The 12,127-nt window shown below is 71.3% G+C and carries 10 protein-coding genes; 4 read left to right on the top strand and 6 right to left on the bottom strand.

From position 1 onward, the window contains the following. Positions 1 to 7: 7 nt before the first annotated feature. On the bottom strand, positions 8 to 1,288 hold the full coding sequence (locus ID574_RS55500; RefSeq protein ID WP_188197173.1) for an ABC transporter substrate-binding protein: 1,281 nt from the start codon (positions 1,286 to 1,288) through the stop codon (positions 8 to 10). Between the two features lie 198 nt (positions 1,289 to 1,486). Between ID574_RS55500 and ID574_RS55495 the strand changes: the two genes are divergently transcribed. Together ID574_RS55495 and ID574_RS55490 are read left to right on the top strand one after the other, a co-directional pair. Then, positions 1,487 to 2,530: a LacI family DNA-binding transcriptional regulator gene (locus ID574_RS55495; protein ID WP_188197172.1), complete on the top strand. Its 1,044-nt coding sequence runs from the start codon at positions 1,487 to 1,489 to the stop codon at positions 2,528 to 2,530. A 286-nt stretch (positions 2,531 to 2,816) separates the two neighbouring features. Further along, complete coding sequence (locus ID574_RS55490) at positions 2,817 to 3,818, top strand: hypothetical protein (RefSeq protein WP_223168106.1); 1,002 nt, start codon at positions 2,817 to 2,819, stop codon at positions 3,816 to 3,818. 45 nt (positions 3,819 to 3,863) lie between these two features. Here ID574_RS55490 and ID574_RS55485 read toward each other — a convergent pair whose 3' ends face one another. From ID574_RS55485 to ID574_RS55470, 4 genes are read right to left on the bottom strand one after another with little or no spacing between them, the layout of a single operon-like run. After that, positions 3,864 to 4,742: a carbohydrate ABC transporter permease gene (locus ID574_RS55485; RefSeq protein WP_223168105.1), complete on the bottom strand. Its 879-nt coding sequence runs from the start codon at positions 4,740 to 4,742 to the stop codon at positions 3,864 to 3,866. Continuing rightward, a complete protein-coding gene (locus ID574_RS55480; RefSeq protein WP_188197171.1) occupies positions 4,739 to 5,695 on the bottom strand; it encodes a carbohydrate ABC transporter permease in 957 nt (318 codons plus the stop codon). Before ID574_RS55480 ends, ID574_RS55485 begins: the two co-directional genes overlap by 4 nt. Beyond that, on the bottom strand, positions 5,695 to 7,050 hold the full coding sequence (locus tag ID574_RS55475; protein ID WP_188197170.1) for an ABC transporter substrate-binding protein: 1,356 nt from the start codon (positions 7,048 to 7,050) through the stop codon (positions 5,695 to 5,697). Before ID574_RS55475 ends, ID574_RS55480 begins: the two co-directional genes overlap by 1 nt. A 45-nt stretch (positions 7,051 to 7,095) precedes the next feature. Then, the gene (locus ID574_RS55470) at positions 7,096 to 8,577 is read right to left on the bottom strand and encodes a Gfo/Idh/MocA family protein (RefSeq protein ID WP_223168104.1); all 1,482 of its coding nucleotides are present in this window, start codon (positions 8,575 to 8,577) and stop codon (positions 7,096 to 7,098) included. 158 nt (positions 8,578 to 8,735) lie between these two features. Here ID574_RS55470 and ID574_RS55465 point away from each other — a divergent pair, with 158 nt between their 5' ends. Beyond that, positions 8,736 to 10,073 carry an ROK family protein gene (locus ID574_RS55465; protein ID WP_188197169.1) on the top strand — a complete coding sequence of 446 codons (1,338 nt, stop codon included), beginning with the start codon at positions 8,736 to 8,738 and terminating at the stop codon, positions 10,071 to 10,073. 208 nt (positions 10,074 to 10,281) lie between these two features. On the opposite strand, the gene ID574_RS55460 is transcribed toward ID574_RS55465, so the two are convergent. Next, on the bottom strand, positions 10,282 to 11,181 hold the full coding sequence (locus ID574_RS55460; RefSeq protein ID WP_223168109.1) for a LysR family transcriptional regulator: 900 nt from the start codon (positions 11,179 to 11,181) through the stop codon (positions 10,282 to 10,284). Between the two features lie 124 nt (positions 11,182 to 11,305). Between ID574_RS55460 and ID574_RS55455 the strand changes: the two genes are divergently transcribed. Continuing rightward, positions 11,306 to 12,121, top strand: a complete 816-nt coding sequence (locus tag ID574_RS55455) for an isocitrate lyase/PEP mutase family protein (protein WP_188197167.1) — start codon at positions 11,306 to 11,308, stop codon at positions 12,119 to 12,121. Positions 12,122 to 12,127 lie beyond the last annotated feature (6 nt).

Genomic DNA, 12,127 nt, shown 5'->3' with positions numbered 1-12,127 from the left:
GCCGGTCCTACTTGCCGATGGCGGTCTTGATGTTGGCCAGCGCCGCGTCCCACGCCTTGGCGGCGTCGCCCTTGCCCTGCTCCACGTTCGTGATCGCGTTCAGGAACTCCTGGCCGATGACGGCGCTGTCCGGGCCGACGAGGAACGGCTTGAGTCCGGTCAGCGAGTTGGTGTAGATCACCCCGGTCGGCGCTCCGGAGAAGAACTCGTTCTTCAGCCCGGTGAGCTTCGGGTCCTTGTAGACCGATGGAGTGGTGGGCATCGTGCTCCCCGTGTCGACGAAGTGCTGCAGCTGGGCCTGCGGGGACTGGGTCTTGGTGATGTAGTCCCAGGCGGCCTTCGGGTTCTTGGCGCGCTTGGGGATGGCCAAGTAGCTGCCGCCCCAGTTGCCGGCCCCACCGGGAATGGCGGCGATGTCCCACTTGCCCTTGGTGTCGGGGGCGTTCCGCTCCATCTGTGACAGCAGCCACGCCGGCGCGGAGATCACCGCGTACTGGCCCTTGCCCATGCCCGCGCTCCAGCCGTCGGAGAACGAGCTCTGCTTGGCCGTGATCCCGGCCTGCACCGTCTTGATCGCCAGGTCGAAGGCGGTCTTGACCTGAGGGCTCGTGCTGTAGACGACGTTGCCCGAGGGGTCGTAGTACTTCATCGGCCCCTGGTTGACCGCCTGGTAGAACACACTGGTGGCGGCGTTGTCGACGAACGCCTTGCCGGTGGCCGCGGTGTACTTCTTGCCGGTCTCGATGAAGGCGTCCCAGGTCGGCCAGAGCTTGCCGACCTCCTCCCGGTCCGTCGGCAGCCCGGCCTCCTTGAACAGGTCCGTGCGGTAGGCCACCGCCATGCCGCCCACGTCCGTCGGAATGCCGATGATCTCGCCGCCCTTGGTGGTGCTCTGGCTGATCACCCAGTCCAGGTAGTCGCCCTTGATCTTGTCCGCGCCGAACTGCCGCAGGTCGTGGAAGTTCTGCGGCTGCTGCACGAACTTGGGCAGGTCGTCACCCTGGATGAGGACGAGGTCCGGCACCTTGCCGCCGGCCAGCGCCGTGGTCAGGGCCTGTGCGGTCTCCGTGGAGCCCCCCACCTCGGTCAGCTTGACCTGCACTCCCGGGTTCTGCTTCTGGTACTTGTCGACCGACTCCTTCTGGTTGATCCCGGTGAACGACCAGAACTCGAAGGACTTGCCGTCGCCGGACGGCTGGGCCGCGGTGCCGCCGCCCCCTCCGCAGGCGGCGGCGGAGAGGGCGAGGGCTGTGGCGAGCAGGGCAGATGTTGCGATACGGAACTTCACGGCGATCTCTTCTGCTAGGGGTGATGGGAGCCGCGGGGGCGCGGCCTCAAGTGGCGTGGCAGGCGGATGGGTCCGCAAGTTGCCTGATAATTTTCGGCAATTGGTCCGATCGTTAATGCGGGACTCTAGGCAAGCTTTCCGAAACCCGTCAAGAACACGGCCGTAAGATCGCCGAAACCTTCCGGTTAGACTGCGCTCATGACCTCGACCGAGGAGCCCTCCCCCGCCGGATCCGCGCACGCCGGCCCGCTGACCATCACGCAGCTCGCCGAGCTGGCCGGAGTGTCCACCGCGACCGTCTCCAAGGTGGTCAACGGCCGCACCGAGGTCGCCCCCGAGACCCGCGCCCTGGTCGAGGGCCTCATCCGCCGCCACGGCTACCGCAGGCAGCGGCGGCGCGTCGGCCCGGCCGCCCTGGTGGAGGTGGTGTTCCACGCGCTGGAGGGCGACTATCCGGTCGAGATCATCAGAGGGGTCGACAGGGTGGCGCGCGAACACCACATGGCCGTGGTGATCTCCGACATGCGGCGGCGCGACAACCCGGGCATGGGATGGATCGAGGACGTGCTGAGCCGCCGTCCCACCGGCGTGATCGCGGTGTTCTCCGGCCTGACCGAGGCCCAGCGCGATCAGCTCGTCACCCGCGAGATCCCCATCGTCATGCTCGACCCGTCAGGCGATCCAGGACCCGGCGTCCCGTCGATCGGGGCGGGCAACTGGAGCGGCGGCCTGTCGGCCACCCGCCACCTGCTCGACCTCGGCCACCGCCGCATCGCGATCATCACCGGCCCCGGCTGGGCCCTGTCCAGCCGGGCCCGTCTCGACGGCTACCGCGCCGCGCTCGACCTGGCCGGCGTGCCCGCCGACCCCGAGCTGATCTGTCGGGGCGACTTCCTCATCGAGGGCGGCCTGGCCCAGGCCCACCGGCTGCTGCGCCTGCCCGACCCGCCGACCGCAATCTTCGCCTGCAACGACGGGCAGGCCATCGGCGTCTATCGCGCCGCCTATGAGCTGGGCCTGCGCATCCCGGACGACCTGAGCGTGGTCGGCTTCGACGACCTGCCGCCGACGCAGTGGGCCGTCCCGCCGCTGACCACGATCCGGCAGCCGCTCACCGAGATGGCCGCCGCGGCCGCCGCCATGCTCGTGAAGCTCGCGCAGGGTGAGCCGCTGCAGCAGTACCGGGTCGAGCTGGGCACCGAACTCATCATCCGCGGCAGTACCGCGCCACCCGCTCGCTGACCGAAACTTTCTGAACAGTTTCCGTACGTATCGGAGCGGCGGAGCGCCTGAGCACCCCGGTGACCACTGCCACAGGACGCCTGTCTCGAAGGTCCGGTCGAACGTTAACGGTAGCGCTGACACGGAGGTGTCCGGGAGGAGCGGCGGTCAGCCGTGGAACGGACGGACCCGGCGATCGCATCCCCCTCGCGGCGGATTCCGGTGCCTGCTCTGTTCAGCTCCAATGGGGTGGATCACTATGAAAGCGCCGAGTTCGACGGCCCTGCCCACGACTGGAGACCTCCGCATGGTAGAGACCTCGAAGAACGCGAAGCTGCCCCCCAAGGCCCCCGATCGAATCGAGATCGACGACGCCCCCAGGGCCACGTCCCTGTTCGTGAACGGTCACTTCCCCAGGCGCCGTGCGCTGGTCGTCGGCCTGAGCGCCCTGGCCGGGTTCCTGCTGACGGTCATCTGGTCGGCGGAGTTCGTCGACAGCGTCATCGGCGACAACGTGGCCAACACGCTCCTCGGCCACGACGCCAAGGAGACGCCGATCGCCGGGATGGCGGCGGGCATCGCGTTCGCCCTGGTCTCCGGGGTGGCCGGGACGTTCACCGCCTGCAACATCGCCGCGTTCGGCGCGCTGGCGCCCCTGGTCGGCGGCTCGCACACGGTGCGGGCCAGGATCGCGCACATGCTCAAGCCGCTGGGCTGGATGTCGGCCGGGATGCTCGTGGTCTCGGCCGCGTACGGGGTGGTCGTCGCGCTGGTCGGCACCGGCATGCCGCAGTTCTCCACGGCGCCGAGCGTGCCCGGCGAGCTGTCCGCCCGCACCGTGCAGACCATGATCATCTATGGGCTGATCGGGCTGGTCATGATCTACCTGGGGCTGGCCGCGGCAGGCGTCGTCAAGGACCCGCTGGCGCGGATCTCGGCCCGCCACCCGAACGCCCCGATGGTCCTCATGGGAGCGCTCATCGGCGCGTTCCTGATCGGGCGGCCCTTCCCGCTGTTCCGGCAGATGTTCCGGGACGCGGCGGAGAGCGGCAACGTCCTCTACGGGGCCGCGGCCTTCATGCTGCAGTCCATCGGCAACATCGCGGTCATCACGATCCTGTTCGTCGTCTTCGGCCTCATGATGGGCGGCCGGGTGCAGCGGTGGATCAGCGCCAAGCCGAGCCGGGCGGCGGTCCTCATCGCGGCGGCGTTCATCGTGGCCGGTGTGTTCATGGTGCTGTACTGGGACGTCCGCGTGCTCGCCCGCCGCGAGATCATCCCCTGGTACCCGATGGCGCCCTGGGCCTGACCTGAGGCTATTCCCTGCCCGCGCCGAGCACGTCGCGGGCAGGGGTCAGCCCTTGAGTGCGCCGTCGAGGACGCCGCGGATGAAGTGCCGCTGGAAGAACAGGTACACGAGCACGACCGGCGCGATCACGATGACGGTGGCCGCCGCGAGCAGCGGCACGTCCACGTTGTACTGCCCGGTGAAGAACCCCAGCCCGGCGGGGGCCGTGCGCTGGGCCGGGTCCTGGATGAGGATGAGCGGCAGCATGAACTGGTTCCAGCACCACACGAAGTAGAGCACGCCGAGCGTGGTGACGGCCGGCCGGGAGTTGGGCATCAGCACGCCCCACAGGATCCGCCAGGACGACGCGCCGTCCAGCTTGGCCGCCTCGATGAGGGCACGCGGCATGGTGGAGAAGTGGGAGCGCATCCAGAACGCCCCAAACGGCATGAAGGCGGCGATCTCCACCAGCACCAGCCCCCACCGCGTGTTCGTCAGGCCGATGGCCCGCAGGTCGTAGTAGAGGGGGATGACCGTGACCTCGGTGGGAATCGCGAGCCCGAGCAGGAGATAGGCGAAGATCTTCTCCCTCCCGCGGAAGTTCATGGTCGCCAGCGCGTAGCCCGCCAGGCTGGCGAAGAACACCGAGGCGGGCACCACGGCCAGCGCGATCAGCACGCTCGACCACAGCAGCGATCCGAACCCGGCGGTGACCCACGCGCCGGCGAAGTTCTCCAGATGCAGACCGCGTGGCAGCTCCAGGCCGGTCAGCGGGGTGCCGGCCGGCTGCACGGCGGCGGACAGCAGCGGCAGGAAGGGGACGATCACCGCCGCCATGAACAACGCGAGCACCACGGGGGCGCCGATGCGTCCCGCCACCTCGCCGGGCCCGGGCCGCCGGCCGTGACCTCTGTGCTGGCCGGGACCCGTTTTCGTGGCGCTCACGGCACCTCCCTGATCAGGCGGTTCAGTGTCAGGACGATCGCGAAGATGACGGCCGTCAGGACCACCGCGAGCGCACTGGCAAGACCGACGGCGCCGCCGCCGAAGGCCAGGCGGTAGATGAGGATGCCGGGCACGACAGTGCTGTTGCCGGGGCCGCCGCCGGTGGTGGTGTAGATGAGGTCGAAGCTCGCCAGCGCGGCGATGACCGTGATGGACAGCGCGACCGCGATCTCCGGCCGGAGCAGCGGCACGGTGATGGAGACGAACTCGCGCACGGGTCCCGCGCCGTCCATCCGCGACGCCTCGTAGATCTCCCGGTCGATGCGCTGCGTACCGGAGAGGAACAGCACCAGGCACAGCCCGGAGACCACCCAGGTGCCGATCAGCCCCACGGCGAGCAGGGCCCAGTCGAAGCTGCCCAGCCAGGCCTGCGCCGCCTCCCCCAGGCCGGCCTGCCGCAGCACCTGGTTGACCACGCCGTCCTCGGCGTACACCCATCGCCACATGATGCCGACCGCGACGAGGGGCACGACCTGCGGCAGGAACAGCACCGTCCGCACGAAGCCCATGCCCCGGCGCCGGTGGCGGGCCACGAGGGCGGCGCCCACCAGGCCGAACAGGATGGGGAGGGCGGAGAAGAAGATGATCAGGGTGCCGGCGTGCACCGCGGCGGCACGCAGCTGCGGGTCGGCGAACACCAGCCGGTAGTTTCCGAGGCCGGCGAAGGACGGCAAGGTCACCCCGTCCCAGTCGAACAGCGACAGGTACCCGGTGTGCAGCGCCGGCAGGACGGTGAAGAGGGTGTACAGGAGCACCGCGGGCGCCAAGTAGAGCAGGGCGGCGCTGGCGGGCCTGCGCCTTGGCCGCCGGCGCGCGGCCGGGAGGCGCCGCTGGATCGGGGGCGCCTCCCGCCGGCCTGCCGCGACCGGACCGCTCAGCCTGTTCGCCGCCATCACTTGTGGTAGTTGTCGAAGTCTGCCTGGATGCCGGCGAGGAACTCGTCGACCGTGGCCTTGCCGCCCGCGAGCAGCTGCAGCTGCGTCTTGAGGGTGTCCCCCATGGTCGGGGTGGACGCGTTCTGGATGAACGGCTGCAGACCCTTGTCGCGCACGGTCGCCTGCCAGCCTTCCTGCAGCGCTCCCAGCAGGCCGGTCTTGGCGGGCATCGCGTCGGCCTTGGGCGCCATGAACCCCGCGTCGGCGGTGATCTTCGCGGCCTCCTCGCTGCCTACGAAGTCGAGGAAGGCGGCCGCGGCGGCGGCGTTGGCCGACTTGCTGGAGACGCAGTAGTACACGCCGGCGCCGGTGGTGCGGATCTTGGAGTCGGCCGTGGCCTGGGGCATGGAGAAGTAGCCGGCGTCGTCGCCCAGGCCCTTGGCGACGGCCGCGGCGGCCCAGTTCCCGCTGATCCGGAACACGCCCTTGCCCTTGGCGAAGCCGGCGGTGGCGTCCTCGTCGCTGATGCCGTTGACGTCGGGAGAGATGTATCCCTCGTCCACCCAGCGCTTGAGCGTCGCAGCCGCCGTCTTCGCCTCCGGCAGCACGATGGTCGCGCCCTTGTGCCCGAAGGCCCAGGCCGTGCGGTCCTCGGGCTTCAGATACACCGAGAGCAGCTGGTTGAAGGGGTGGTTCAGGCCGCCGTCGAGGTTGCCGACCACCAGAGCCAGCTCTCCTGCGGCCTTCGCCTTGACGAACAGGGCCTCCAGCTCCTCGACAGTCTTGACGGGGACGGTCAGGCCGAGCTCGGCCGCCTTCGCCTTGTTGTAGTAGACGCCTTCGAACGACAGCCCGCCCGGGACCCCGTACAGCGCTCCGGTGCCGACGGTCTTGCCGTCGGGCTCGAACGTGATCTGGTCGAGGCCGGGAAACTTGTCCGGCCAGCCGTAGGCCTTGCCGTACGCGGAGACGTCGAGCAGCAGGCCGCCGGGGATGAGGTTCTGCATCCCGGGGGTGAACTGGGCGATGTCGGGGGCGGTGGTCGCGGACATCGTCAGGTTGATGCTCTTGAGGTAGTCGTCCCAGCCGGTGTACTGCCGCTCGAACGTGACGTTCGGGTGTTTCTTCTGGAACGCCTCCAGCAGAGCCGGGGTCATGCTCGTGTCGTCGGCGTCGGCGACCTTGAGCATGATCTTCTTGTCCGCGGGCAGCGCCGTCGTCACGGGACCGGTGGCCGCGGCCGGTGTGGACGACGCTCCCGGGGTCAGCGCGGCGCAGCCGGCGAGCGCCGCGACGCCCGTGACGGCGAAGCCGGACAGCAGGGTGCGCCGTGAGAGGTCACGGCCTGTCCAGGGGTACGGATGCTGGCTCACAAGGTTCTCCTCGGTGGGGGGTGTGGATCCGGGTAGGGGGCTGGATCAGTCGAGATGGACGACGCGACGCTCGTGCCGGGCGCGTTCGGCCGCGAAGACGAGCTCGTGCGCGGCCAGCGCCTCGGCGGCCGTGTCCGCGATCCAGTGGTCGTCCCAGGTGGCCACGGCCGTGATGAAGTCGTTCATGAGCCCCGCGTCGCCGCCGCTGTGGCCGGACAGCAGCGGGTCGTCCGTGTCGGGGGCCGTGACGTCGATGGTCTCCGTCGCGCGGGTGCGGAAATCGGTGACCCGGATGATCGAGCCGTCGCAGAAGATCTCGCCCATCGTCCCGAAGACGTGGGTCATCCGCGGCCGGCTGGTGGAGAACGCCGTCATGGTGAACGTCGCGGTCGCCCCGCCGTCGAACTCCAGCGCGACCACCTGGTGGTCGACGACGTCGTTGTCGCAGGCCCAGACGCAGCGGCCGTAGGGCCCGGTGCACAACGCCGCGGCCACCGACTCCTCGGTCGGATGCGGGGTGAGCACGCTGAGCGGCCAGGCCAGGTCGCCGGCCGCCAGGTGCTCGCCGTAGATGCGCACCGCGGAGTAGGCGCACGAGTCCTGCAGCACGCAGTCCGGGCACCGGTCGGCGGCCACCGCCGGGCGGTTTCCGGGGACGAAGTAGCTCAGGCTGCCGAAGGAGGAGACCGCCCGCACCGGGCGTCCGACGATGTGGCGGAGCCAGTCCAGGTCGTGGCAGGACTTGGCGAGCAGCATCGGCGCGCTCGTCTCCTCTCGGCGCCAGTTGCCGCGCACGTACGAGTGGGCGTGGTGGGCGAAGCCCACGGGCTCGACGTGGTCGACGTTGACGATCTCGCCGATCCGGCCCCCGGCCAGCAGGTCCCTGAGCATCCGGGTGTACGGCGTGTACCGCAGGACGTGGCAGACCCCGAAGGGGACCTTGTTGCGGGACACCGCGTCCACGACCCGGCGGCACTCCTCCTCGGTCGGGGCGATCGGCTTCTCCAGCAGGACGGCGTACCCCGCCTCGGCGAAGGCGACGGCCGGCTCGACGTGCTGGGCGTCCTGGGTGGTGATGATGACGGCGTCGGCGAGCCGGGGCCGGTCGGCGAGCTCACGCCAGTCCGCGAAGAGCGCGGAGGCGGGCAGGCCGTGCCGGTCGGCGGCGATCCGCTGCCGGTCGGGATGGGGCTCGGCCACCGCGACCACCTGAGCCCGGTCCGGGTGCTCGGCGATCCAGTGTCCGTAGATCTCGCCGCGGATCCCGGCCCCCACCAGAGCCACCCGCACCGGCTCTCGATCAGCCGCGTCGGCGTCGAGCAGGTCCTGCGGCCGAACGCCCACGCCGGTGCCCGGCAGGTCCCGCGACCGACCCGGCGCGACCGCCTCGGGCGGGCCCTGCGGACGGCGGGCCGCCGCCGCGGGGCCCACGGGGTCCGCCGGCTGCCGCGGCACGGAGCCGGGCGCGGCGGCGCCGTGTCCCTCCGCTGTCGGCGCGTCTTCCTGCCTCGTCTGACCCGGCCGCATGGGCATCCTCCCGAGCCACTATTTTGATAATGCAATTGCGTTATCTAATTGCCGGTGACGATAGGCTGTGGCGCAGCGCCGGGGCAAGGATGCGTGACTCAACCGTTATCACCCGTCCCCGCGGTTACGTCCGTCGCGGTTCAGGAGGAGACAGGTCTGTGGCAACCACCAGCGATCCCCAGCTCGCCGGCGCCCGCCGTGCGGTGGTCTGGCCGCTCGGCGACGACCCGGTCGCCCACGCGGGGGCGCGGGTCACGTCCCCGTCGGCCGTGGGGGTCGGGGATCTGCGGGCCGCCAACGCGGCGGCCGTGCTCGCCGCGGTCAGGTCCGCCGACCGTCCGCCGCGCCTCGCCGCGCTGGCGGAGGCCACCAAGCTGTCCCGGCCGACCGTCGAGGTGCTGGTCGAGGACCTCGTCGGGTGCGGCCTGATCGAGGAGGTCGCGGCGGCCCCGGCGCAGGGCCTGCGCTCGCCGGGCCGTCCCGCGCGGCGGTTCCGGTTCCAGCCCCGGGCGGGCTTCGTGGTCGGGGTGGACGTACGCGCTCATTCGATCACCGCCTGCCTGGCCGACCTCGACGGCCGGCTGCTGACCGTCAAACGGCGGGCGGTGCGGGCCGGCCTCACGGGACGCACCCGCGCCGGCGCGGTGACCGCGACCGTCCGCGATGCCATGGAGCAGGCCGGAGTCGCCGCCGGCCGGGTCTGCGCGGCCACCATCGGCACCCCCGGCCTGGTGGAACGCGGCAACGCCCGCATCCGGTACGTCGATCACATGAAGACCTGGGCCGAGGTCGACATCGTGGGCGTGGTGTCGGAGTCGCTCGGCTGCCCGGTCGCGGTCGAGAACGACGCCAACCTCGCCGCGCTGGGCGAGCACTGGCGCGGCGTCGGCACGGCGACCACCGAGATGCTGTTCATCCTGCTCGGCGAGCGGCTCGGCGCCGGCATCATCACGGGTGGGCGGCTGCTGCGCGGGCACCACGGGGCGGCCGGCGAGATCGGGTTCCCCGGCCGCAGCACGGCGGAGGGGCCGGGGCTGGGGCCGCTGGCCGGCGACCGCGGGGGCGCGGCGGGGCCTGGCCGCGCCAGGCCGCAGGCCGGCGACCGCGAGGGCTCGGACGGGCCTGGCCGGGCTCAGCGGTCCGCCACCAGCGCCGCGGTCATCGCTGCCGCCGCGGACGGGGACGCCGATGCCGTCGGCGTGCTGGAATCGGCCGGGCGGCGGCTGGCCGAGGGCATCGCGCCGATCCTGCTCGCGCTCGACCCCGCCGTCGTCGTCCTGGGCACCAGCCTCTTCCCCGAGCCCCGCCTGGCTCCGGCGGCGGAGCTGCTTCGCGGCGCGGCCGAGCGGCGGGCGGCCGGTCTGCTCGTCGATCCTCCGGAGTGGCGGCTGTCGGTCCTCGGCGACGAGGCGATCCTCACGGGAGCCGTCCGCTTCGCACTCTCCGCAGTCGACCGCATCCTCCACACCAAGCCGACAAGCTTGTTCGACGCCTAGCGGGGCCCGCATGCCTTGCCCCAGGCAGGGAATCAGGCGGCGGGTCGGAGCACCGGACGACGAGCCCCGCCCGACGGGCCCGAGCGCGGACATTGGGTCCGGGCGAGCCGGTGCCTCGCTGAAGGCCGTGCGCCCGGCCGGTCCCCGGAGCGCACGCGAGGTGGCAGACCCGGCGGGGCGGCCGGGGCGCCAGACGGGGGCGGTGTGGTCAGAGGAGCAGGTCGGGGGTGTGGTCCTGCAGGACCTTCAGGAAGGCCGTGGCCAGGCGGCTCTGGTAGCCGCGTCTCCTCCGGACGACGACCACCGGCAGGACCGCGTCCATGCCCTCGACCTCGACCGCCCGCAGGCTCCCGATGCGCAGCTCCTCCCGGACGCTGCTGATGGGCATGAGGGCGACGCCGAGACCGGCCTCGACCAGGCGCCTCTGCGCGGTCAGGCTGTCGATCCGGGTGATGGACGCATTCACCAGCCCGGAGGCCGACACCAGGCGTTCGAGCACGTGGCCGAAGGAGTCGGACTGGCCCCGCTCTGGCGGGAAGCCGAGCCACCGCTCCCCCTGGAAGGCTCGCAGGTCCGGCAGGCGGCGGGCGGTGACCGGGTGGGACGCGGGCACCACGACCAGGAGCCGTTCCGTCCCCAGCGGGATCGACTCCAGCTTGGGGTCGGCGTCGGGGAAGTAGCGGAGGCCGAGGGCCGCCTCGCCGCTGCGGACCAGTGCGCTCACCTCACGGCTGGTCGCGGTCCGCAACTCGACCGTCGCCTCCCGGAACTCCGCCTCGAACGTCCGCAACGCGTCGACGATGTGCGAGTCGGCGAGGGTGCCGACGATGGCGAGGCTGAGGGTCTGCGCGCCGCCCGGCCCCGTCGCCAGGTCCCGTACGGCCCGCTCGCCGTCACGGATGGTCGCGAGCGCGGCCTCCGCGTACGGCAGCAGCGCCCTGCCCGCCTCGGTGAGCGACACCCCGCGCCCGGCCCGCTCGAACAGCGCCACGCCCAGCGACCGCTCCAGCTCGCGGATCCGGCGGCTGATCGCCGGCTGGGAGCGGTTGAGCCTCCGGGACGCCTCCGTGAACCCGCCCAGCCGGGCGATGCTCACGAAGGCCTCCATCTCCTCGACCGTCACAATCCATAAGTATTCCTGATACGTGTACATCAGATCTATGCATTTGACTGATCTGCACGACGACCGCGAGGGTGGGCTTACAGACATCAGCCCACGCCGGGAGTGCATCATGATCAATCAGATGGCCAGGGCGGCTCGTTTCCGCGCCCTCCACGAGCGGCCGGAGCCCTTGTTGCTGCCCAACCCCTGGGACGCGGGGACGGCGCGGCTGCTGGCGGGCCTCGGCTTCGAAGCCGTCGCCACCACCAGTCTCGCGGTGGCCAACGTGCTCGGCCGCACCCGGGCCGGTCGGCAGGACGTCCTCGACAACTGCCGCGTCATCTGCGAGGCGACATCCCTCCCCGTGAACGCCGACCTCGAGAACGGCTTCGCCGACGAACCCGGCGAGGCGGCCAAGATGATCGAGGACGCGTGCGCGTGCGGCGCGGTGGGGGCCTCCATCGAGGACGCCACAGGAGACCCGCGATCGCCGATCTACGACTTCGGCCTCGCCGTCGAGCGGGTGCAGGCGGCCGTCGAGGTCGCCCGCGGGCTGCCCGTCCCGCCGGTGCTGACCGCGAGGGCCGAGAACCTGCTGTACGGCGTCGCCGGCCTCGACGACACGATCAGGCGGCTCCAGGCGTTCGAGGCGGCCGGGGCGGACGTCCTGTACGCGCCGGGGCTGCGCACGCTCGACGAGATGCGCGCGGTCGTCTCCTCCGTGGGCAAGCCGGTCAACGTCGTGATGGGCTTCGCCGATCCGGCGATCACGCTGGAGCAGCTCGCCGAGATCGGGGTGCGCCGGGTGAGCATCGGAGGCGCGCTCAACCGCCTCGCGCTGCGGTCGTTCCTGGACGGCGCGCGGCAGATGCGGGAGGGCCGGTTCGGGTTCGTCACCGAGATGGCGTCGATCTCGGAGCTCCACCAGGCGTTCGCCCGCCTTTGAGCGAGG

This window comes from Nonomuraea sp. SYSU D8015 (assembly GCF_008065375.1).
In the GTDB taxonomy this organism is placed as follows: Bacteria; Actinomycetota; Actinomycetes; order Streptosporangiales; family Streptosporangiaceae; genus Nonomuraea.
This window is presented reverse-complemented; position numbering and strand designations above follow the sequence as displayed.

Bases quoted from the DNA above. Each gene is read 5' to 3' on its own strand.
- ID574_RS55495 (WP_188197172.1), top strand. From the start codon at position 1,487: ATGACCTCGACCGAGGAGCCCTCCCCCGCCGGATCCGCGCACGCCGGC.
- ID574_RS55490 (WP_223168106.1), top strand. From the start codon at position 2,817: ATGGTAGAGACCTCGAAGAACGCGAAGCTGCCCCCCAAGGCCCCCGAT.
- ID574_RS55480 (WP_188197171.1), bottom strand. From the start codon at position 5,695: ATGGCGGCGAACAGGCTGAGCGGTCCGGTCGCGGCAGGCCGGCGGGAG.
- ID574_RS55470 (WP_223168104.1), bottom strand. From the start codon at position 8,577: ATGCGGCCGGGTCAGACGAGGCAGGAAGACGCGCCGACAGCGGAGGGA.
- ID574_RS55460 (WP_223168109.1), bottom strand. From the start codon at position 11,181: ATGGAGGCCTTCGTGAGCATCGCCCGGCTGGGCGGGTTCACGGAGGCG.
- ID574_RS55455 (WP_188197167.1), top strand. From the start codon at position 11,306: ATGATCAATCAGATGGCCAGGGCGGCTCGTTTCCGCGCCCTCCACGAG.